This window comes from Morganella sp. TYF_1, assembly GCF_043105645.1.
Lineage (GTDB): Bacteria > Pseudomonadota > Gammaproteobacteria > Enterobacterales > Enterobacteriaceae > Morganella > Morganella morganii_B.
The window spans coordinates 1-22,431 of the sequence record NZ_JBICLU010000010.1 but is presented as its reverse complement, the minus strand read 5'-3'; the positions used below and the strand labels follow the sequence as shown (position 1 = coordinate 22,431).

The following is a 22,431-nucleotide window of genomic DNA, read 5'->3' as shown; positions in this document are numbered from 1 at the left end:
GATCCGGTCGTGACATCATGGCGGAATTATACGCGCCTGTTGCGGTAAAGGGGAGGAATGACAGCGATAACTATGCGCTGCATCAGGCCCTGACGGCGGAATAACCGCCGTCAGGATGTGGTTTAAATGGTACTGAGTTCGCGGTTGCGGGTTTCCGCACCGAGAAAAATGACCGCAAGAATGGCGATCACCACCGCTGCACTGAAGATCAGGAAAATGGTGCTGACAGCAAACTGATACTGAATCAGGTACCCGGCCAGCAGAGGGCCGAGGATCCCGCCTATCCGTCCGATGGCGGTGGCAGTTCCCGCGCCGGTGGCGCGGACACTGTCGGGATACTGTTCCGGCGTGTAGGCGTAGAGCGCGCCCCAGGCACCGAGGTTAAAGAATGAGAGCAGCATACCCGAAATGACCAGTGCCGTGGCGGTTTCCGCGCAACTGAACCCGTAAGCACTGATTGCTGTTCCGGCGAGATAGGTGACCAGCACGAATTTGCGGCCGTAACGTTCAATCAGCCAGGCGGCACTGAAATAGCCGGGTAACTGGGCGAGTGTCATGATCAGCACATACTGGAAGCTTTTTATCAGGCTGAATCCCTTGAGGATCGCCACGCCCGGCAGCCAGAGAAAAATACCGTAATAGGAAAACACCACACAGAACCACAGGATCCACAGCATCAGGGTGGCACGACGGTACTGTGGTGACCAGATCAGGGCCATCGATTGTGCAATGGTGAGTTTCGGGCGTTCCTGCGCGGTATAGCGGGATACCGGCTCCGGCAGTTTTGCCCGCAGCCAGAGGGCATACAGCGCAGGCAGGGCGCTGAGCAGCATCGCCGTGCGCCAGCCGTAATCCGGGATAACATAATAGGCAATCAGTGCCGCAATCAGCCAGCCCACGGCCCAGAAGCTTTCCAGCAGCACGACCACGCGTCCGCGTTCGTGAGGAGCCACGCTCTCACTGACCAGCGTGGAGGCCACCGGCAGTTCTCCGCCAAGCCCCATACCGATGAAAAAGCGCAGCACCAGCACCACCGCCAGCGAACCGGCGACAGCCGTCAGTCCGGATCCCAGACTGAACAGCAGCAGAGTGAGAATAAATACCGGTTTGCGGCCTTTTCTGTCTGCCATCAGACCGAAAACAAAGGCACCGACTGCCATCCCGGCGGCATTGAGACTGCCGATCCAGCCGAGCTGTGCGGCACTCAGCCCCCAGTCTGCCTGTAAGGCAGCCAGCAGAAACGCCAGCAGCCCGACATCCATGGCGTCAAATGTCCAGCCCATCCCGGCTATCCATAACAACTTGTTGCGTGAAGTGGCAGTCGCTGCCGTGTGTGTCCGGAGTGTCGTCATGGTTGCGACCTTTTTTATCCGTCAGATGAAATGTGTTTAGTATACTAAACAATAAGCGTGCAAATGTTAATCATAAAATACGGTTTTAAAGAAGCAGTAACATATAAAAAGCCCGGCAAACAGCGGACAGCCGCGCTTTTAAGGTTATTCCGTTATCTTCGTTATGGCAGCTGTTTTACTATGGTGTGTTATGGTGCACACAGCGGCCTGCCGGTATGCGGTGCCGGAATCGTGATGATAATAATCAGGGAGTTACGTAATGGCATTAACCTTTGGCGTTAAAAGTACCCTGCTGATCGCCGGTATGGCGGTAACCGCGGCGGCGGCGGGCAAACCGAATGTCATTGTTCAGGATGTAAAACTTAACACAGCCACGATTTTCCTGCGCGGGGCAGAGCTGAGTAACAGTGCAACACTGAATTTGCCTGCCGGTGACAGTGATGTGATCCTGACCAATGTGGCCGGAAATATTAATCCGGGCAGCTTATCCGTTATGCTGAATAATGATGATGTCATTATTCAGTCCGTCAATCTGCGCAGCGAAATTGAAAAGCCGGAGTATTCAGACGACATCAATGCCATGAAGGCGCAGATTGAGGAGCAGGATCGGGCGATTCAGCAGCTGAATATGCAGACGGAAGTGAATAACGAACAGCTGGGTCTGCTGCGGGATCAGAATTTCTTCGGCACCGGCGGTGCGCCGCTGACACAGGAACAATCGGTGCAGAAGCTGGATTTTATCCGCAGTCAGATGGCAAAAATCTATGCGGAACAGCTGGAATACACCCGGCAAATCAATGAAAAAACCGAAGCACTGAACCTGCTGAAAGCGCAGTATGAAGAGAAAGTCGCACAGTTTAAGGCGCGCCGCACGCAGCTGGTGCTGAATGTGTCCGCGAAAAAAGCGGTGACAGCGGAACTGGATATCAACTATATCACGCCGGATGCGGCCTGGGCGCCGTCCTATGATATCCGCAGCGCCGGTATGGATAAGCCCGTGACACTGACCTACAAAGCGGATGTGATACAGAACACCGGTATCGACTGGGATCAGGTGGAACTGGTGTTGTCATCCGCTGACCCGGTACAGAGTATTGCCCCGCCGCAGCTCTATCCGCAGTATCTGTCACTGATCAATGAGTATGCGGTGATGGGGGAAATGGCGCCTGCTCCGGTAGCCATGATGGCGGAGGATAAAGATTACAGCCGTAACCGCTCAGTGAAAAAAGCCCCTGCAGGCGGGATCTCGTCGTTTGTTACCGCAGAAAGTAACGGTATCAGCCTGACGTACCGCATTGATAAACCGTATTCCCTGCCGTCCGTTCCGGAATCCCGTTCCCTGACCATCAAACAGACGGCGCTGGACGGAAAATACCGTTATATCACACGACCGAAGATGGACGAACATGTGTATTTACAGGCGGTTGTGGAAAACGCACCGGCGCTGAATCTGCTCAGCGGTAAGGCGAATATCTATTTTGATAACCGTTATATCGGGCAGACCTATCTCGATTCCGGCCTGATCACTAATGAGCTGGAACTGCCGTTCGGCATGAATAAAGATATTCAGGTCAGCCGTAAGGTGGACAGTAAGCTGACAAAACAGCCGGGTATTCTGGGCTCTGCGGTTGAACAGAGCGAAGGCTATATGATTACTTTATCCTCTTTTGCCAAAGCGCCGCTGGTGGTGACGGTTTATGACCAGATCCCGGTCAGTCAGGACAGCAATATCCTGGTGAAAGATGTCAAAACCGGGGAAGGAACTGTCAATAAACAGACCGGTGAAGTGGAATGGAAAGCCGAACTGAAGCCGCAGCAGGTCATGGAACTGTCGCTGAGTTATACACTGAAATACCCGAAAGAAAAACCTATCAGCGGTTTATAATATTCTTATTTAAGGTAAAACACTAACAGCCAAATTTGTTGGCCGTTAGTGTTTTAAATTAATTATTTTTATAGAGTTTTATAAGCGATTTTTGTATGTTTTCAACGAAATCAGTCCCCTTGGCAGCATTATCATCCTGACCTAAATTAGCATATTCCTTCCAAACTAAATCAAAAATATTATCGAAATGAAGATTGTCAATTCTATTAATGTCAAACTCACTAACGTATTTTATAATTTTATTATTTTCGCCATCTTTGATGGCTAGGCTAAATATGGTTGCCATCGATACATGATATATAACGTTATTAAAATCCCTTTTGCTTTTAAATTCATATTCCTTTAATAATTCAGAGCATCGCTTAAGGATTAGATAGGAATTTAAATAAAGTGATAATGAATATTTTTTATTGAAAATTTTCTCATAGCGAGTGTTATCATTTATTAATGTCGATGGCCTTGCTCTGGCATTATTAGGCTGGAGAAGGACGATGGATATTACACATTGAGATAAGTATGGGATTGATACAATTTTGGATGCAGCCTTTCCTTCATTCTTGTAGAAATTTTTTCTTCTATCATAAAAATAACCGCTAGCCTTAAAAAAATCCTCAATATCTCTATGTATCATATCAGAACTTCGCAATGAAGCCGGAGGGATGCTAGTTTGACTATTTGTAGCTCTTATTATTTTATCTCTTGATTCTGGGTCATCTTCACAGATAACACGAACTAAAACATTTCGGATTTCTTTTTTATCATCTATCAAGGTAGAAAAATAATTATAAATTTCATGAGAGGTTTGTAACCCATTTACTACTTGAGGGTTTTCTATAGTCAATGTTTTACCAGCAAGAACAGCTTTTGATGTAATTATCGTTATTCCATTATTTAAAAACCAAAAATCCTCATTTCCTTGAGAAAGTGTTTCCTGTATTGCTACGTTTACAACAACATCACCATTATGATCTCTTACATTTGATTCGAAGATGCTTCTAGATAAATCATTATTATCAGAAATAAAATCATAGTATTTTTTCAGATTGACAAGACATAAGTAACTTCCCGTTTCGGTTGCTATTGGTGATTCCGCTAACTCCATTGTTCTTGATGTACTTCTTACTTTTCTATTTAGCTCTATTAATTTAGTGGCACCAATAAATTCTAATGAAAACTTAGAGCCTGTAAACATTCTAGATATAGTTTCTTGTAATGGTGTCCCTTTCCCGATTACATTATCATGAACATCCTCACCTAACGTGGAATAATAAAATGAAAATGTTAAGTCAGGGAATCCTTTCATTAGATCACTATAGACGCTTCTAAAAATGGATACGCGTCCTCTTAGGTCATCGTTATATCTTTTAGCTAGTTCGTCGCTATTAATATCTAATGATATATTAAATAAATCCCTTGTTACTTCATTGAATTTAACAACTGCATCTTCACCAAATGATTTTGAGGTTTTAGATTGAATTATTACTAATTCAATCTTATTATGTTTTCCTGATTTTTGATATGCAGTATCTTCTTTTATTAACTCACCATTTAGAAATGTGTAAATTGAATCAATTCCACCATCTCCACCATCACCAACAATACTATATTCAATATCAGCATATGTTAAATCATAGTCTTTAAGAATTTGAGATGCGGTATATATCTCAAAGTACTCTGAAAAATTCACACCTTCATCTTTTGCTTGGTCACGAATTATTTTTTCCATTATAATTTGCGAGTTAGTTAAGTTACTCATATCACCTCATTTTTTATGAAAATTTATTGACTATAAATAATATCAATTTATATTATTTAATGCTATCCATTTAATTTGTTTTTTCTAATTATGGATAATTAATAATAAGGTTTATAAATTGAGATGTTATCTTGATTTTTTGATCTGAAACAACCGAGTAATCGGTCGTTTCAGATTAGTATCATGGATGATTATCAGTCGCCGATAACCGTACCGGTTTTACCCTCAATACCGTCTTTGGCTTTATTCAGTAACGTAATCAGCGCTTTGCGGCCTTTTTTACTGCGGCTGAAGGAGAGCGCTGCTTCCACTTTCGGTAACATCGAACCCGGCGCAAAATGTTTCTCATCGATATAACGCTGCGCATCCGCAGATGTCAGTTTATCCAGCCACTGCTCATTGGGTTTGCCGAAGTTGATGGCAATTTTTTCCACGGCAGTCAGGATAATCAGCATATCCGCATCGATCATCTCCGCCAGTTTGGCGCTCGCCCAGTCTTTGTCGATAACCGCATTGGCACCGTGCAGTGTGTTACCGTCGCGGATCACCGGAATACCGCCGCCGCCGACAGTGATCACCAGCTGATCAGCATCCAGCATGGCTTTGACGGTCTCTTTTTCAATAATATCAACCGGTTTTGGTGATGACACCACGCGGCGGTAACCACGGCCCGCATCTTCGCGCATTTCAAACCCTTTTTTGCTCAGGGCTTCCGCTTCTTCTTTGCTGTAGAACGCGCCGATAGGTTTGGTCGGGTTTTTAAATGACGGATCCGCCGCATCGACTTCCACCTGTGTCACGATGGTGGCAACCGGCTTATTGATACCCCGGTTCAGCAGTTCTTCACGCAGCGCGTTCTGCAAATCATAACCTATATATCCCTGGCTCAGTGCCACACAGACTGACATCGGCAGAACCGGTGATTTGGCTTCGGTTTTGCTGGCAGCCTCAAAGGCACCGGTTATCATCCCCACCTGCGGGCCGTTACCGTGTGTGACCACAACGCGGTATCCCTGAGCAATCAGGTCGGCAATCACGACAGAGGTGGTTTTGACGGCAGCCATCTGTCCCGGAAGATCATTTCCCAGTGCGTTGCCGCCCAGTGCTAATACGATTGTTTTTTTCATCCTTTTTTACCCGTAATAAATGAGTTGAAACGATAATCGGAAAAAATTAATAACACCGGTGCGGCGCCTTAAACGGACGGCGTTTCAGGAAACGACCGCGGCCGGGTTCAGCAGAAAATTCGCCGTCACGGTAAACAATATCACCGCGCGACAGTGTGCAGCGGATTGCGCCCTGTACCGTCATTCCCTCATACGGGCTGTAGTCCGCGTTATCATGCAGATCCGCATGGCGGATAGTGGTTTCCTGCGCCGGGTCGATAATGGTGATATCACCGTCCGCGCCCGGGCGGATCACACCTTTTTCCGGCCAGATACCAAACAGTTTTGCCGGCATCGCACTGGTAAGGGAAACAAAGTGTTCCGGTGAAATCCGTCCCTGCATCACGCCTGCGGAAAACAGCAGTAACATACGGTTTTCAACTCCCGGCAGGCCGTTCGGACAGCGGGTGAAATTCCCGCCGGACAGCGCCAGGCGCTGCTGATACGGGAAGGTGCAGTGGTCGGTGGCGACCACATCAATCGCGCCGTCATCAATACCCAGCCACAGAGCATCGGCTTCCCGGCGGTTACGCAGCGGCGGGCTGAGAATAAATTTCAGGCCGTCATCACGCTCATAACAGCGCTCATCAAGGAACAGATACTGCGGACAGGTTTCTATCCAGACCGGTTGGTGGCGGGCTTTCGCCATCTTCAGGTAATCGAGACCCAATCCGTTGGAAAGGTGGACGATATAGAGCTGCGCATTGCCGCAGATATGCGCCAGATTAATCATCCGGCCTATCGCTTCCGCCTCACATTCCGCAGGGCGGCTCAGGGCGTGGAAAATCGGCGAGGTCTGACCTTTTTTCACAAATTCCGCTTTGCGCTGCGCAATCACCGCATCATTTTCCGGATGCACGGTGGTCAGCGCCCCGGCGTGGTTAAGCTGTTGCAGGGCACGTAAAATATCCGGATCATCCAGCTTGTACTGATAGGTCAGATAGAGTTTGAAGCTGCTGATCCCGTCCGCCACCATCAGCGGGATTTCCTTTAAAATATCGTCGTTGATATGCTGGATCACGCCGTGAAAACTGTAATCGATAACGGCGCGTCCTTTGGCGTAGCGGTGATAATTCTCAAGCTGGTGGTGCAGTGAACAACCCGCCGGACCAAATCCCATATGATCGATAATGGTGGTGGTACCGCCGCAGGCTGCCGCACGCGTGCCGGTGTAAAAATCATCACAGCTGCGGGCAAGGCCGACATCAATATTAAAATGGGTATGAACATCAATACCGCCGGGAAAAACATAACATCCCTGTGCATCAATAACGCGGTCATCTGTCTCCGGGGCAATGTCCGGTGCAACCTGTGAGATCAGGCCGTTTTCAATCAGAACATCGTGCCGGTATTGTCCGTCTGCATTGACAACGGTGCCGTTGATAATCAGTGTGCGCATAGGGGGTACTCCTGAAAAAGCCCCGCACATCAGTACGGGGCCGGTAAGACAAGATTATTTTTTCAGTTCAGCCATATAGCTTAACGGAATGGCCGCATACATTGCCGCACAGGTCACCAGGTGATCTTTCCAGGTTTTTTCGTTTGGTGCGTGAGCTTCAGGCTCTTTACCCGGACCAAAACCGATAACCGGAATGCCGTGACGACCCATGATAGAAACACCGTTGGTGGAGAAAGTCCACTTATCAACAACCGGCTCTTTGTTGAACAGGCCGCGGTAAGCGCGATCCAGTGTCTTCACGGTGAAGTGATCTTCTTCCACTTTCCAGGTCGGGAAGTAGCACTCTGTCGGATAAACCAGACCGGTCCAGGAGGCACGCTCATAGGTGTACATAGAAACCACACCTTTCGCGGCTTTGACTGCCGGTAATGCACGGATTTCGTCCAGTGCGCCTTCCCATGTTTCGCCCCAGGTCAGGCGGCGGTCGATAGAGACTGCGCAGCTGTCAGCAACCGCACAGCGGCTTGGTGAGGTGTAGAAAATTTCAGAAACCGTCAGTGTGCCCTGGCCGAGGAAATCGTCGTGTGCCAGACGTTTTGACAGTTCCTGTAACTCGCCCAGAATCGGACCCATTTTGAAGATAGCGTTATCGCCGCGCTCCGGTGCGGAGCCGTGGCAGCTGATCCCCGGCACATCAATGCGGATTTCCATCCGGCCGCGCTGGCCGCGGTAAATCTGGCAGTCCGTCGGTTCGGTACTGACCACGAATTCCGGTCTGATTTTGTCCTGCTCGATGATGTACTGCCAGCATAGACCATCACAGTCTTCTTCCTGAACAGTCCCGGTCACCAGCAGGGTGTACTGATCTTCCAGACCTAAATCTTTGATGATTTTACCGGCATAGACCATAGAGGCCATGCCGCCTTCCTGGTCAGAGGTACCGCGTCCGCCGATGATTTCGTCGTTTTCCATACCTTCGTACGGGTCGAATTCCCAGTTTTTGATGTTACCGATACCCACGGTATCGATATGTGCATCCATGGCGATCAGGTGCGGACCGTGACCGATATAGCCCAGAATGTTCCCCATCGGGTCGATATCCACTTTATCAAAGCCGACTTTTTCCATCTCTTCTTTGATGCGGTGAATCACGCGTTTTTCGTCGCAGCTTTCGCTGGGAATTGCCACCATATCGCGCAGAAAACGGGTCATATCTTTTTTATAGTGTTCAGCTTTTTTGACAATTTCATCAAACGGGATTTGCTTAGCCATGTTTCAATACTCCAATTAGTTAATATTTCTGCGCCGGGTTTTTACCTTCCCAGACAACTTCACGATAATGTTTGGTATCGGTGTCACCTTCGGTGTTGATCACGAGAATGACGGAATCACTGTTCAGGCCGAGTCTTTCCATCAGTTCCGCACGTTCCGGATGATAGTTAACCGCCGCCAGCACACCGAGACCGACTGCGCCGGATTCACCGGAAATCACGCGGCTGTCTTTGCCGTACGGGTTACCGAGGACACGCATGCCGAGAGCAGCCACCGCATCTTCACAGGAGATAAACTGTGTCGCGCAGTTACGCATCAGATCCCAGCCGATAGGGTTCGGCTCGCCGCAGGCCAGGCCCGCCATGATGGTGGCCATATCGCCGCCGACATTGACGATTTCGCCTTTCAGGCTGGAACGGTAGAGACAGTCAGCCAGATCCGGCTCGACAATAATGGAATGCAGATCTTTTGCCCCGAACTCATCGACCAGATAGCCCAGCACACCGCCGGCCATCGCACCCACACCGGCCTGTAACAGCACGTGGGTCGGACGCTGAATCTTCATCTCTTTCATCTGGGCAACGGCTTCGGCAGCCAGCGTGGTGTAGCCCTGCATAATCCAGGTCGGGATCTTGGTGTAGCCTTCGCAGGCGGTATCCTGAACCACGATCCAGCCGTGTTTTTTGGCATTTTCCATGGTGAGACGGACGGTATCGTCGTAGTTCATATCTGTGACGATACACTCCGCCCCGAGGCCGGTAATGTGATTCACACGTTCCTGTGCGGAGCCTTTCGGCATGTACACCACCGCTTTCTGACCGAGTGCGCGTGCCGCCCAGGCCACACCGCGGCCGTGGTTGCCGTCAGTAGTGGTGGCGAACGTCATTTTTTCAGTCAGGGTGCTTTTGAGTTTCTCGAAAGAGAAATCGTTAATATCCATGTTGTACTTTTCGCACAACAGGTGGGCGATAGCATAAGAGCCGCCCAGAATTTTGAATGCATTCAGATCAAAACGCTGTGACTCATCTTTCACCAGGATATGACGTACGCCGAACAGGGCGGCGAGATCGTTCATGTCATACAGTGGTGTCGGATGGTAACCCGTAATTTTCTCATGAAACGTCAGCGCTTTATGTGCTTCTTCACGGGAAAAAAGCGGGGAGTGTTTGCCGTTGAAATAACGGTTATCTGAAATATCTAACTTCAGTGAGAAGACAGACATAGAGCCTCACCTCATATCATCGGGAAAAGAACCCGGCCGGTGACGGCCGGGATCCGGATTTATAAAATACGTTTACGTGCGTTTTTCAGCAGTTGCTCAAGAACCAGGGCAGGCTGCGGGAATTTGCGGGCCAGAATCATGGCGGAGATGATATACGGCTTCCAGCTGGCTTCTTTGTAAGTGGCGATACGGTATTTCTCGAATACAGCCTCTTCCACTTCCCCTTCCTTACAGGAAACACCGGTGATATCCGCAGGCAGACAGTGCATGTACAGCGCTTCACCGTCTTTGGTCAGCTTCATCATCTCTTCAGTACAATGCCAGTCTTTGTGGTTGGCGTTCTGAGCCAGGCAGCGCTGCTCAAGGGCTTTCAGGCCGTCATGGTCATTGGCACGCAGCAGTTCGGTACGCTGTTCCATGACTTTGTACGGTGCCCAGGATTTCGGATACACGATATCCGCATCTTTGAACGCGTCTTCCATCGACGTCACCTGCTTAAAGCTGCCGCCGGATTGTTTGGCGTTGTTTTTCGCCACATCAATAACGTCAGGGATCAGGTCATAACCTTCCGGATGTGCCAGCGTCACATCCATACCGTAACGGGTCATCAGACCGATGATGCCCTGCGGTACAGAGAGTGGTTTACCGTAGCTTGGTGAATACGCCCAGGTCATGGCGATTTTTTTGCCTTTCAGGTTTTCCAGTGAACCGAAGTGCTCACGTAACCAGGCCAGGTCAGCCATAGATTGTGTCGGGTGGTCGATATCACACTGCAGGTTAACCAGCGCAGGGCGCTGCGGCAGAACGCCTTCCTCAAAACCTTCATCCAGTGCCGCACCCACTTCACGCATATAGGCGTTACCGGCGCCGAGGTACATATCGTCACGGATACCGATGGCATCCGCACAGAATGAAATCATGTTGGCCGTTTCACGCACAGTTTCGCCGTGAGCAATCTGAGACTTACCTTCGTCGAGATCCTGCTGGGCCAGGCCGAGCATATTCAGTGCAGAGGCATAAGAGAAACGGGTACGGGTGGAGTTGTCACGGAAAACAGAGATGCCAAGGCCATTTGTGAATACGTTGGTGGCGATGTTATCGGCACGCAGCCCTTTCAGTGCGGCTGCAATATCAAGCACCATCGTCAGTTCATCCTGACTCTGTTCCCAGGTAAGTAAAAAATCCTTTTGATGAAGATTCGATTTCAGTCTGGCGATATCTTTCAATAATTCATTAACATTTTTCATCTTTAAATCCTATATGAAATGGCCGGTGACAATTGAATATGCAGTGAGAAGATGGCATTTCTGCATGTGTACTGTGACTATTAACAATAAGCATGCCAAATCAGCCGGAATGATCTGCCGGAGGTGATATACAGGGTAAAATCGGGATAATGATCACAATTATCAGGGGCTGAGAGCGGGGTTATGTGTGATAAATGCGAATGAAAGTTATTTTCAGTAAGGGTGAAAAGTCACCGGGATCAGACCGGTGAGAGGACGGAACGGCCGGAAGCGGGGCCAGAATGATAAACACCCCGGCGGATTTATCATATTGATAAAATAGAGTGACGGCGGTTCCAGTTTCATTATCAAATCTGAAGAAAAGTGTGATTTTTGTACATGCGTTGGAGTTTCGGTGATAAAACTCTGGCAATCTTGTGCTATTAACGGGTGATAATTCAGCCTGTTGATAAATAACTATAATAAAATCATAAATTTGTCGCGTTATGTACTTTCTTTTAGATATGTCGTTTTAAGAGCATAGGAAGTCGTAAGCATGATCACTGAAAAATCACCATCTGTGCTGATGCAGATACAGCCGACAATTGTTCACTTCAGCAAAATGCTCGCCAGTGTGTTACAGCTTGATGTTGAAATCGTTGATGACAAACTGACAAGGATTGCCGGAACAGGGCTGTTTAACCAGCATCTCGGACACCGTCTGACCAATAATTCCCAGCTGCTCCGCTATGTGCTGGATACCAAAAAAGAAAAGATAGTCACGCACTCCTGTTTTGATCCGCTCTGCCTCAATTGCGCGGATAAAGATAACTGTAAGGAGAAAGCGTTTATCGGTACACCGATCATCTTCCAGGATCGCTGTATCGGGGTTATCAGCCTGGTGGCTGTCACCTCTGAACAGCAGGAGCGCATCCGGGATAATATCCATGACTTCTCGGATTATGTGCAGCATATTTCCACTATTTTTGTGGCTAAACTGCTGGATGAACAGGAAGGCCGTAATGCCGCACAAAAGGTATTACTGAGCCTGATAGAGTTTATGGATCAGGGCGTTCTGATCCTGGATGAGGCAAATCACCTGAAATTTGCCAATCCGCATGCTCTTAAGATCCTCAATGTCCCGCACGAAAAGATTTCCGGCAAAACCATTGCCATCCGCCCGCTGACCTATTTCAAGAGTCTGAACCGCGGGCATTTGCAGCATATTGTCTCCTGGGAAGGGGAGAGCAATATTATTATCGGGCAGCTTCATGTGGTTAACGGCTGTCAGATGTTCCTGATGGCGTTCCATCAGTCTCACGCGGCGATTGATATGAATGAAGTGCGCCGTGATGAAAACGGATTGCTGATTGAGCACCTGGTCGGGGAATCCGAACCTATCCGTCAGCTGAAACACCTGATTTCCCGCGTGGCACCGAGCCCGTCGAGTATTCTCATCACCGGCGAGAGCGGCACCGGTAAAGAAGTGGTGGCGCGGGCTATCCATAAACTGAGTAATCGCAGTGAAAAACCGTTTATTGCCATTAACTGTGCGGCGATACCGGAGCAGTTACTGGAAAGTGAATTATTCGGTTATGTGAAAGGCGCATTCACCGGCGCGTCCGCCAACGGAAAACAGGGTCTGATTCAGGCGGCAGATAAAGGCACGCTGTTTCTGGATGAAATCGGCGATATGCCGCTGATTGTTCAGGCGAAATTATTGCGTGCGATAGAATCACGCGAAGTGCAGCCGATTGGTTCAAGCCGGACCATCCCGGTCGATATCCGGATTGTGTCCGCGACCAACCAGAATCTGGAACAGTTTGTCAGTGAAGGCAAATTCCGCGAGGATCTCTATTACCGCCTCAATGTTATCCCGATTGCCCTGCCGCCGCTGCGTGAGCGTCACGGTGATGTGGAATTGCTGGTACACCATTTCCTCAATGTGCATACCAAACGTCTTGGTCTGGTGTATCCGGGCATTTCGGATGAAGTGATGGCGGTCATTAATGCATGGCCGTGGCCGGGCAACCTGCGTGAGCTGAGTAACCTGGTGGAATATCTGGTCAACGTGGTGCCGCCGGGTGAGGTGATTGATATCTCACTGCTGCCGCCGAACGTTGCCAGACATGCGGCGCAGATGATAAGCGGTACTACCGCACCGGTTCAGAACAGCGGGGATATCCACCGCAGTGAAATTACCATTCCGGTCAGAAGCGTACCTGCGGCAGCAGCGGATGAGGATCCGGCACTGCACGGGGAAACCATGCTGGAAGAGATGGAAAAACAGATGATCCGCGAAGCACTGCAGCGCTATGATAACAAGCGTCAGGCGGCAGAGGAGCTGGGGATCGGTATCGCCACGCTGTACCGGAAGATTAAAAAGTACGAGTTATCCGCCGGGTAGCAGTAAGCGGAAGAAGAAATGTGTGCCAAAGCCGCACGGATGTTGCCGGTCCGTGCGGCTTTTTCGTATCAGATAACGGTTATGATCTGCGCTTCCGGCAGACGGGATTTTGGCAGCGCAGCGTTAAAATCATCCTCTTTGCGGTAACCGAGCGACACAACGGCCACCGGTGTCAGCCCTTTGGCGGATAAACCAAATTCTGTATCCAGGGTATTAAAATCCATCCCTTCCATCGGAACCGCATCCACACCCAGTGCGGACACACCCAGCAGTAATGTCCCCATGTTCAGAAAAACCTGTTTTGCCGCCCAGTGCGGCAGATCACCGAGCGTCTCTTTGTGGAGATTAACAAAGAAAGTCCGGCCGCTGTTGTTCATCGCTTTGTGCTCCGGCGTGGCGTAACGACCGTCTTTGTCTTCCTGTTCCAGCACGCTGTTCATGTAGGCTTCATCAACATCTGTTTTTGCACACAGCAGCACAACATGTGAGGCATCGGTGATTTTTGCGGTATTAAATTCAAAGCCCGGGCGGGTGGATGCGGCGATCCGGTTTTTCCCTTCCTCGCTGGCCGCAATAATAAAATGCCATGGCTGGATATTGACGCTGGACGGGCTGTAGCGCAGCAATGTTTTGATACTGTTCATCACCTCATCACTGATTTTTTTCGCCGGATCGAATGATTTGGTGGAATAACGCTGCATTACAGCCTGAGTGATGGTCATGATGACGTCCTTATAAGGTAATTTACATTAACCGGCGCAATGATAAACTATGATATGTTTTTAACAAGTACGTACATTTTTGGTATATAGGTACAAAATGGATACTGTCAGAAAGACGCGTTATGAATCGTATGCCTATGAGGCCTGTCCGGTTGAGGCAACACTGGAAATGATGGGCGGGAAGGGCAAGGGAATGATCCTTTACCATCTGATAAGCGGCATCAAGCGCTTTAACGAGCTGAAACGGCTCCTGATATTTATTACTCCGCGTATGCTGACAAAACAGTTACGGGAGCTTGAGATGGCAGGGCTTGTCCACCGTAAGGTCTATGCGGAGGTGCCGCCGAAAGTGGAATACAGCCTGACGGACGCCGGGCAGTCGCTGGTACCGATCTTACTGATGCTGAAAAGCTGGGGAGAAGAACATGCCCTGCCGGTACTTTTACAGCAGCAGACACCGTAACCCTGACGCCGGGCGCGGTGTCTGTTTTCTGCGGTTTACTGATTACGCTGGAGTTTATCCGTTGCATTGGCAACCATCTGATAACCGGTGCAGCGGCACAGGTTACCGGCCAGGCCGTGGCGGATCTGACGGATGGTCAGGGTCTGCCCTTTGTGTTTTTCCAGCAGGGCGGTGGTCATCATAATCAGGCCGGGGGTGCAGAATCCGCACTGTACCGCGCCGCTGTCGGCGTAAGCCTGCTGTACCGCAGACGGTTTACCGTGCTTCATCTCACCTTCGGCGGTGCGGATCTGCTTACCGTCCGCCCAGACCGCCAGATAGAGGCAGGTATCCACCGCGATACCGTCGATAAGCACCGTACAGGCACCGCACTCGCCGACAGAACAACCGTGTTTGACACTGATAAGTCCCTGCTCACGCAGGATATCGGACAACCGGGCTGCCGGTGACACCGTCAGTTCCCGTACCTGTCCGTTGAGTGTGCAGCTGATGGTTTTCCATTCTTTGATATTCATGCGATTTTTTCTCCCAGACGTTCAGCCGCCGCGCGGATCACCCGCTCGCTCAGGACGCGGATCAGGTGTAAACGGAACTCTTTCTCTGCCCGCCATGACGTACGCGGTGCCACATCCTGTTCAATAGCCTGACTGACGGCTTTCAGGGTATCTGCGGTGACCGGTTTTCCGAGCGCAGCCGCTTCCGCGTGTTCACAGCGGACCGGTGTCGGTGCCGCAACGCCGAAAGCAAGGCGCAGTTCCTCAAAACGTCCTTCCCGGATATCACACAGTGCCGCGCAGTTAATGGTGGCGATATCCATCGCGCCGCGCATGGCATATTTGTAAGCAGCGGAGCCTTTACCGCGGTAATTCTCCGGTGAGAAATGGAACGCGATCAGCAGTTCACCCGGTTCAAAGGCCACTTTACCCGGGCCGGTATGGAAGCCGCGCAGCGGTCTGCGGCGGATGCCGTCCGGGGTGGCTATCTCCAGCTCTGCCTGATAAACCAGGGACGGACAGGCGGAGTCGCCGCTGGTGGCACCGTTACAGATATTGCCGCCGTAAGTGGCAACGTTGCGGATCTGCGGTCCGGCAATGGTGGCTGCCGCTTCACTCAGTGCGGGCAGGCATTGATTGACAACCGGGCTGTCAATCAGTTCGGAGAAAGTGGTCGCGGAGCCGATACGGATATGCCCCGCATCATCACAGCGGATCCCGCGCAATTCCGGCAAATCATGAATATCCACAATACGGCGGAAACGTTCATTGAGGTGATGAAGCTGGATCAGCACATCCGTTCCGCCCGCCAGCAATCTGGCCTGCGGATCCGCAGCCAGCAGTGAGACGGCATGTGCGACACTCTCCGCGCGGTGATACGTTTCAAAATCATACATGGCAGTTACCCCCTGATAAGCCCGGCATTAACAAATTCCCGGTACAGCCGTTTTGGTGTCAGCGGGATAGTATTGACAGAAATCCCCGTCGCCATGCGCAGGGCATTACGGATAGCAGCCGCCGGTGAAATAATCGGCGGTTCGCCCAGGGATTTATGGCCGTAGGCGGACTGCGGCTCGTAGGTTTCGACAAACCCGCACTCCAGATCCGGCAGGTCAACCATGGTCGGCATCTTGTAGTCGAGCAGGTTCGGGTTATGGACAACCCCGGATTTTTCGTTGATCAGCATCTCTTCAAACAACGCCCAGCCGATCCCCATCCCCATCCCGCCGTGGACCTGGCCTTCCGCCAGCTGCGGGTTCAGGATCCGGCCGGAATCGTGCATATTGATGATCCGGTTAATGGTTATCTGACACATCGGAATATCCACGGTGATATCGACAAAGGTACAGCCGAACGCCGGCGGGTTGGTCTGTGTTTTGTGAGAGGATTCGGCAGAAAGCTGACCGCCGATCTCCTGATGATAAAAACTGTGCATAGCCACTTCCGCGACGGTGGTCACCACCACGTCCGGCTGGGCTTCAAGCACGACATTGCCGTTGAGAATGGTCATATTAAACGCGGCCTGATGTGTCATCAGCGAAGCGTGATCGAGAATTTTCTGCCGCAGTGACAGCGCCGCTTCTTTCAGTGCCGGTGCGGTGACATAACTTTGCCGTGACGCGAACGCGCCCGGGTCAAACGGGGTGATATCCGTATCCTGGGTGGAGATCATCTGAATGGTACTGACCGGTACGCCGAGGGTTTCCGCCACCATCTGTGAGAACACAGTATCCGAACCCTGACCGATTTCCGTTGCGCCGACCTGCACATTGATATTGCCGTCCTGGTTCATCAGCAGACGGGCACTGGCGATTTCCACGCCGACCGGATAGGTGTTGGATGAATAGCTGAAACAGGCCACGCCGACACCCCGGCGGATATCCCCGCGTGTTGCCAGCGCCTCTGCTTTACGTTCATCCCAGCCGAACAATTCTTTACCGCGCTTCAGGCACTCAATCAGCCCTGCACTGTAAATGGTTTTTTTGTTGACCGGATTGCAGTCACCGGATCGCGCCGCATTGCGCAGACGGATATCCACCGGGTCGATATTCAGCTGTGCGGCGGCATCATCCATCAGGCATTCAAGGGCGAACGTGACCTGTGGTGCCCCGTAGCCGCGCATTGCGCCCGCTGACGGATAGTTGGTATAGACGGTGGCGGCGGAATAGCCGTAATCGCAGCGCGGATAAAGATACGGGATCTTATTACCGCCAGCGGCGGCAATTGAGTGCCCGTGAGAGGCATAGCCGCCGGTGTTGGACAACACATCAAGGTGATAGCCGTTCAGTGTGCCGTCAGCGATCAGTCCCATTTCCGCATCAATATGAAAGGCGTGACGGGTGCGGGAGGCGAAGAAACACTCTTCGCGGCTCAGTTCCACTTTCACCGGAATACCGCCGAGTTTCAGGGTCAGCCAGGCTGCCATCGGCTCTTCCAGCACATCCTGTTTATTGCCGAATCCCCCGCCGATATACGGCTTAATCACCCGGATATGCGACCACGGTATATCCAGCGCCTGACCTGTCACACGGCGGACGATATGCGGGATCTGGGTGCTCGATACCACGGAAATCTTATTATCCGCTTCCTGCCAGGCGTAGCAGGTGACGCCTTCCATATGGCAGTGCTGGACCACCGGGGTATCAAAATGACCGCGGAACTGAAACGGCGACCGGCTGACTGTCGCTCTGGCGCTTTCCGCATTGATCGCGGTACGTTTCAGCAGGTTGCCGCTGTTGTGGATTTGCGGGGCATCTGCCGCCAGCGCGGCTTCCGGTGAAGTGATAACCGGCAGTTCATCATAAGTGACGCTGACGCGTGCCGCTGCTTTTTCGGCGGTCAGTTCGTCACGGGCAACCACAATCGCCACACCGTCGCCGTGGTGGCGTACATGGCGGTTCAGCAGCAGGCGGTCTGCCACATCGCGTTTGGCCGGTTCCAGAGACCAGGCGTGACCGGCGGTGGCGAACGGGATCTGCGGCACATCGTCACAGGTGAATACCGCAACCACGCCCGGCATGGCAAGCGCCCGTGATGTATCCACAGACGTCACCATTCCGTGGGCAATGGTGCTGCGGACATATTTGGCGTAATGCATACCCGGCATCGGCAGATCATCCGTGTAGCGCGCCCGCCCTGATGTTTTGCTCAGAGCATCAACGCGCAGGTAAGGTGTACCCAGCGCGCGTTTTCCGACTGCTTCAGACATTATTATTTCTCCGGCTTCAGGAAAAAGTAAGCATGCAGAAAAACAAGCAATAAATACGCCAGCAGAGAGAAAAACAGCAATTTATCGGGGGATTTGTGACTGAGGTAAAAAAAATAAAGGCATCCGGCTGAAAACAGCGGCATTTCCTGTCCTGATTTCTCTCAATATGAGAGAAAAATATGTCGGTATTGATAATTCAGGGATACCACAGAAGCAAAATGATAATGTGCAGTTTGATAGCGTTACTAATCATATTATGCGTAATAAACCTGATAAGTTCTGTCGCTTTTAAATTATAAGAATATAATAGATTACAACGAAAATAATGATAATAATCAGTCAGGGAAAAGGAACGGAATCCCGGTCGCATAATTGAAAAAAAGAGAATCCATAACGGGAGTATTGATTTATACTGCCGTGAATCATCCGGGATAACAGTTGGTTATGTATTTGTTCTGTATCTGTCGTTTTATTTTCATATTTACAGAATGGTCGTCTGCGGCGGTTAATCGATTTTATTCGTGAATAAGATATAATGCCGTGTCAGGTACAACTGTGCTTATATTTTTTTATGGTGAACAGATACCGGGTGATACGTGTTTTTAAAACTTGTTACAAATTGTCCGGCAAATATCCCGGTACGGTTTTGTAAAGCAAAATGACTAATTTATGTTCTCGCCTGTGATAAACAGAGCGGCAGAGCAGAATAATAACGATGCCAAATCATTGACGCTGACAAGCGTGAAAATTCAGATTGTGCGGCTGCAGTAAGGTGTCCGGATAACAAAAAACAAATAGTTCAGACTTGCCCGTGACGTAGTGTATGTTACATAAGGCTGAGTTGTGACACGTCAGAGTTTATTTTCCCCGGCTCTGGCTATACAATTGGTGCCTATTTTTGCACAACGCAGCAGTGGCCAAATTATTTCTCTAAGGTGAAACTTATGTTATCCAAGACAGCACTGAACAAAATGGCGGGGATACTCCTGTTAGGAGGCGTTGTAACCCTGTCAGGTTGTTCATTAACGACACCCTCTGCGCCGAAGCCTGCGGCACAACCGGTTCAGCCGGCGGAGCAGGAGCCGGTGAGAACGACAGCACCTTTGCCAAAACCTGAATTACAGCAACCCTCCGGACTGATTTCGCCTGAGCTGAGTATGTGTGTCAAAGAACTCGACTCACTCAAAACGATCTCTCCGAAAGATTACAGTCAGATGGTCGCCGGTTTCAGTGAAATCAGCCAGATCAACAAACTGTACCGTCAGCTCGAAAGAACCGCCAGCCCGGATACGCTTAAATTACTGAAAATGTCGATTGAAGCGAAAACCAAAGTGATGTGCGCGCAGGTTCGTTATTATTCTGTTCTGTCTATTGAGAATACCCTGGAGAAGGTTAACGGGTTATGAGACTGAACATCAGGTTGTGTATTACTGTCGCGTTATTTGCGGCAGTGCAACCGGCAACTGCATCTGAATTTAATCAGGTTATCGAAGATTTTGACCGTTATATTCAGACTGAAAAAGAATCAGGCAATTTTCCGGTATCAGTACAGCAACCTGACCGGTATCCCGCAAAACGGGTTACCGCGCCGGTAAACACGGCGGGTAAGGCCACTCAGTCACAGCGTCAGGGCACACGTAAAGCTGCCCGCACAGGAAAACGCGCTGTTTCGTCCGCGCAGGAAGGCCGGACACAAACAGCTGCCGTACAGAAAACGGACACAACAACCCCGGTACTCTCTGTACCGGCACAATGTGACAATATTGTGGTCAGGGAACCGGTTGTTGTGACAAATCCGGTTCCGATCGGATACCCGCAGTGGTCTCCGGCATATCTGGTCCGTGACAGCCAGAAGTGGGGCGGGAACCACGGCGGATTTGTGTTTTCACCCGTTCCTTCCCGTATGACCTCCTCATTGACTCTCACACCGGAAGTCCTGTTTACCGTTTTGGGTGAACCTTTCCGTTCAATGACGTATTTCTCTGATCTGCCGCTGACGGTTGCCCGTGTGCTGAAACCGGAAACCTGGTTTACGCCGTCGGACCCGCAGAAACAGCTGCGCCTCACCCGCCTGACATTACAGGATGTGAAACGCGAACTGGCGTCACTGAACGAAAAGTACCGGAATGTTCAGCGTGATTATGAACAGGCGCTCGCGGATATTGCGAAAAAAGAGACAGAACTGAAAAATCTGACTCTGGCAAATAATGCGTTACAGGCTGCGGCAGAAGGCGATAATGCCAGACTGACTGCAGAGCTGGAACAGAACCGCAAAACGATTGATTCACTCAATCAGCAGATAAGTGAAAACCTGGCGCGTTTTGGTCAGGCGGAAAGTCAGGTTGCGACTCTGACAGCAGAAAAAGCCGATCTTGAAAAACAGATTGCGGCACTGAATAAAGAAAAAGCGATATCAGATAAAAACGTCGCGTTGCTGGAAACCAAAAATGCCGATATGGCAAAAATTACGCAGAAACTGGCAGAGCTGGAAAAACAGCTGGCTCAGCGGGATGCGGAAAAACAGCAGCTGAGTGACAACATCCTCGCGCTGACCGGTGAAAACAGCCAGCAGCGTGAGGCACTGAAAAAAGATCTGGACGCACTGACAACAGAAAAAGCCGATCTTGAAAAACAGGTAGCCGGACTGAAAGCCGATAATGCACAGGCGGAAAAAAATCTCGCCCTGTTGCAGGATAAAAATGCCGATATGGCAAACGTCACGCAGAAACTGGCTGAGCTGGAAAAACAGCTGGCTCAGCGGGATGCGGAAAAACAGCAGCTGAGTGACAACATCCTCGCGCTGACCGGTGAAAACAGTCAGCAGCGTGAGGCACTGAAAAAAGATCTGGACGCACTGACAGCAGAAAAAGCCGCGCTGGAAAAACAGGTAGCCGGACTGAAAGCCGATAATGCACAGGCGGAAAAAAATCTCGCCCTGCTGCAGGATAAAAATGCCGATCTGGCAAAAATCGCGCAGAAGCTGGCAGAGCTGGAAAAACAACTGCAGTCTCAGGATGCGGAAAAACAGCGCCTGGCAGCCAAACTGCAATCTCAGGAAACCGAAAACGGCAAACAATCAGCTGATCTGGCAAAACGGATCACCGCGCTGACTGCGGATAAATCCGCGCTTGAGAAACAGGTTGCACAGCTGAATTCAGAGAAGCGCCGGGCAGAAGAGAGCGTTGTACTGCTCAGCAGTAAAAATGCCGATCTTACAAAAATCACGCAACAGCTGACAGCAACAGAAAGTCAGCTGAAACAAAGTGATACAGAAAAACTGGCGCTGACTGCGCAACTGGCGGAGCAGGGCAGTAAAAGTGCGAAACAGAGTGAAGCGCTGAAAAAATCCCTCGAGGGTCTGGCGGCAGAAAAAGCGGCACTGGAAAAACAGATCACCGCACTGACCGCAGACAAAAGCAGTGCTTCAGCCAAAAATACCGAACTGCTGAATGCGAAGACAGCAGAAATGGAGAAAACTGCCGCACAGGTAGCGGAGCTGGAAAAACAGCTGAAAGAAAGTGCTGCAGAAAAACAGCTTATTGCGCTTGAATTACTGCAGAAAACCACTGATAACCAGCAGCTGAATACACGGCTGCAAAAAGATCTGGCAGCGCTGACCGCCGATAAAGTGGCGCTGACCGGGCAAATCACCCGGCTGACCGAAGAGCAGGCACAGGCCGAAAAAAATATCGCGCAGCTGAGCGATAAAAATGCCGATCTGGCAAAAGTCACCCGCAACCTGACGGAGACTGAGCAGAAGCTGAAAAATGCCGAAGCAGATAAGCAGAAACTGGCGGAGCAGCTGGTCAGTCAGGATAAAGCCGCTGCGGCGCAGGGTGATAAGCTGAAAAAAGAACTC

15 protein-coding genes and 1 pseudogene are annotated in these 22,431 nt (G+C 50.4%); 5 read left to right on the top strand and 11 right to left on the bottom strand.

The genetic code is table 11. The features are described from left to right. Positions 1 to 122: 122 nt before the first annotated feature. Entirely contained in the window at positions 123 to 1,352 is a 1,230-nt protein-coding gene (locus ACF8OF_RS02650) for an MFS transporter (RefSeq protein WP_072872256.1), read from the bottom strand. A 259-nt stretch (positions 1,353 to 1,611) separates the two neighbouring features. Here ACF8OF_RS02650 and ACF8OF_RS02645 point away from each other — a divergent pair, with 259 nt between their 5' ends. After that, the gene (locus ACF8OF_RS02645) at positions 1,612 to 3,237 is read left to right on the top strand and encodes a mucoidy inhibitor MuiA family protein (RefSeq protein ID WP_392495635.1); all 1,626 of its coding nucleotides are present in this window, start codon (positions 1,612 to 1,614) and stop codon (positions 3,235 to 3,237) included. Between the two features lie 58 nt (positions 3,238 to 3,295). Here ACF8OF_RS02645 and ACF8OF_RS02640 read toward each other — a convergent pair whose 3' ends face one another. From ACF8OF_RS02640 to ygeW, 6 genes are all read right to left on the bottom strand, one after another. Further along, on the bottom strand, positions 3,296 to 4,993 hold the full coding sequence (locus tag ACF8OF_RS02640) for an AIPR family protein (RefSeq protein WP_392495634.1): 1,698 nt from the start codon (positions 4,991 to 4,993) through the stop codon (positions 3,296 to 3,298). A gap of 194 nt (positions 4,994 to 5,187) precedes the next feature. Further along, positions 5,188 to 6,120: a carbamate kinase gene (gene arcC / locus ACF8OF_RS02635; RefSeq protein WP_262858866.1), complete on the bottom strand. Its 933-nt coding sequence runs from the start codon at positions 6,118 to 6,120 to the stop codon at positions 5,188 to 5,190. Positions 6,121 to 6,166: 46 nt separating this feature from the next. Further along, positions 6,167 to 7,558, bottom strand: a complete 1,392-nt coding sequence (hydA, locus tag ACF8OF_RS02630) for a dihydropyrimidinase (protein WP_392495633.1) — start codon at positions 7,556 to 7,558, stop codon at positions 6,167 to 6,169. Positions 7,559 to 7,612: 54 nt separating this feature from the next. After that, positions 7,613 to 8,830, bottom strand: a complete 1,218-nt coding sequence (locus ACF8OF_RS02625; RefSeq protein ID WP_046892061.1) for a YgeY family selenium metabolism-linked hydrolase — start codon at positions 8,828 to 8,830, stop codon at positions 7,613 to 7,615. A 19-nt stretch (positions 8,831 to 8,849) separates the two neighbouring features. After that, on the bottom strand, positions 8,850 to 10,052 hold the full coding sequence (dpaL, locus tag ACF8OF_RS02620) for a diaminopropionate ammonia-lyase (RefSeq protein ID WP_279796055.1): 1,203 nt from the start codon (positions 10,050 to 10,052) through the stop codon (positions 8,850 to 8,852). A gap of 59 nt (positions 10,053 to 10,111) precedes the next feature. Then, entirely contained in the window at positions 10,112 to 11,299 is a 1,188-nt protein-coding gene (gene ygeW, locus ACF8OF_RS02615; protein ID WP_279796054.1) for a knotted carbamoyltransferase YgeW, read from the bottom strand. Between the two features lie 535 nt (positions 11,300 to 11,834). On the opposite strand from ygeW, the gene ACF8OF_RS02610 reads away from it, so the two are divergent. Beyond that, complete coding sequence (locus ACF8OF_RS02610) at positions 11,835 to 13,685, top strand: sigma 54-interacting transcriptional regulator (protein WP_392495632.1); 1,851 nt, start codon at positions 11,835 to 11,837, stop codon at positions 13,683 to 13,685. A gap of 68 nt (positions 13,686 to 13,753) precedes the next feature. Here ACF8OF_RS02610 and nfsB read toward each other — a convergent pair whose 3' ends face one another. Further along, positions 13,754 to 14,407 carry an oxygen-insensitive NAD(P)H nitroreductase gene (gene nfsB / locus ACF8OF_RS02605; RefSeq protein ID WP_392495631.1) on the bottom strand — a complete coding sequence of 218 codons (654 nt, stop codon included), beginning with the start codon at positions 14,405 to 14,407 and terminating at the stop codon, positions 13,754 to 13,756. 97 nt (positions 14,408 to 14,504) lie between these two features. Between nfsB and ACF8OF_RS02600 the strand changes: the two genes are divergently transcribed. Continuing rightward, positions 14,505 to 14,870 (top strand): winged helix-turn-helix transcriptional regulator, encoded by a 366-nt coding sequence (locus ACF8OF_RS02600; protein ID WP_392495630.1) that lies wholly within the window; start codon positions 14,505 to 14,507, stop codon positions 14,868 to 14,870. Between the two features lie 35 nt (positions 14,871 to 14,905). Here the strand turns inward: ACF8OF_RS02600 and xdhC are convergent, their stop codons facing one another. From xdhC to xdhA, 3 genes are read right to left on the bottom strand one after another with little or no spacing between them, the layout of a single operon-like run. Further along, complete coding sequence (xdhC, locus tag ACF8OF_RS02595; RefSeq protein ID WP_392495629.1) at positions 14,906 to 15,385, bottom strand: xanthine dehydrogenase iron sulfur-binding subunit XdhC; 480 nt, start codon at positions 15,383 to 15,385, stop codon at positions 14,906 to 14,908. Continuing rightward, the gene (xdhB, locus tag ACF8OF_RS02590; RefSeq protein WP_392495627.1) at positions 15,382 to 16,260 is read right to left on the bottom strand and encodes a xanthine dehydrogenase FAD-binding subunit XdhB; all 879 of its coding nucleotides are present in this window, start codon (positions 16,258 to 16,260) and stop codon (positions 15,382 to 15,384) included. Before xdhB ends, xdhC begins: the two co-directional genes overlap by 4 nt. 5 nt (positions 16,261 to 16,265) lie before the next feature. Then, complete coding sequence (xdhA, locus tag ACF8OF_RS02585) at positions 16,266 to 18,572, bottom strand: xanthine dehydrogenase molybdenum-binding subunit XdhA (protein ID WP_392495625.1); 2,307 nt, start codon at positions 18,570 to 18,572, stop codon at positions 16,266 to 16,268. A 944-nt stretch (positions 18,573 to 19,516) separates the two neighbouring features. On the opposite strand from xdhA, the gene ACF8OF_RS02580 reads away from it, so the two are divergent. Further along, positions 19,517 to 19,978 carry a hypothetical protein gene (locus tag ACF8OF_RS02580; protein WP_025154263.1) on the top strand — a complete coding sequence of 154 codons (462 nt, stop codon included), beginning with the start codon at positions 19,517 to 19,519 and terminating at the stop codon, positions 19,976 to 19,978. Further along, positions 19,975 to 22,431 (top strand): annotated as a pseudogene (locus tag ACF8OF_RS02575) (hypothetical protein); the annotation flags it as partial. The gene ACF8OF_RS02580 and the pseudogene ACF8OF_RS02575, both read left to right, overlap by 4 nt.

Coding starts and splice junctions, on each gene's coding strand:
- ACF8OF_RS02650 (WP_072872256.1), bottom strand. CDS start 1,352: ATGACGACACTCCGGACACACACGGCAGCGACTGCCACTTCACGCAAC.
- ACF8OF_RS02645 (WP_392495635.1), top strand. CDS start 1,612: ATGGCATTAACCTTTGGCGTTAAAAGTACCCTGCTGATCGCCGGTATG.
- ACF8OF_RS02640 (WP_392495634.1), bottom strand. CDS start 4,993: ATGAGTAACTTAACTAACTCGCAAATTATAATGGAAAAAATAATTCGT.
- arcC (WP_262858866.1), bottom strand. CDS start 6,120: ATGAAAAAAACAATCGTATTAGCACTGGGCGGCAACGCACTGGGAAAT.
- hydA (WP_392495633.1), bottom strand. CDS start 7,558: ATGCGCACACTGATTATCAACGGCACCGTTGTCAATGCAGACGGACAA.
- ACF8OF_RS02625 (WP_046892061.1), bottom strand. CDS start 8,830: ATGGCTAAGCAAATCCCGTTTGATGAAATTGTCAAAAAAGCTGAACAC.
- dpaL (WP_279796055.1), bottom strand. CDS start 10,052: ATGTCTGTCTTCTCACTGAAGTTAGATATTTCAGATAACCGTTATTTC.
- ygeW (WP_279796054.1), bottom strand. CDS start 11,299: ATGAAAAATGTTAATGAATTATTGAAAGATATCGCCAGACTGAAATCG.
- ACF8OF_RS02610 (WP_392495632.1), top strand. CDS start 11,835: ATGATCACTGAAAAATCACCATCTGTGCTGATGCAGATACAGCCGACA.
- nfsB (WP_392495631.1), bottom strand. CDS start 14,407: ATGACCATCACTCAGGCTGTAATGCAGCGTTATTCCACCAAATCATTC.
- ACF8OF_RS02600 (WP_392495630.1), top strand. CDS start 14,505: ATGGATACTGTCAGAAAGACGCGTTATGAATCGTATGCCTATGAGGCC.
- xdhC (WP_392495629.1), bottom strand. CDS start 15,385: ATGAATATCAAAGAATGGAAAACCATCAGCTGCACACTCAACGGACAG.
- xdhB (WP_392495627.1), bottom strand. CDS start 16,260: ATGTATGATTTTGAAACGTATCACCGCGCGGAGAGTGTCGCACATGCC.
- xdhA (WP_392495625.1), bottom strand. CDS start 18,572: ATGTCTGAAGCAGTCGGAAAACGCGCGCTGGGTACACCTTACCTGCGC.
- ACF8OF_RS02580 (WP_025154263.1), top strand. CDS start 19,517: ATGTTATCCAAGACAGCACTGAACAAAATGGCGGGGATACTCCTGTTA.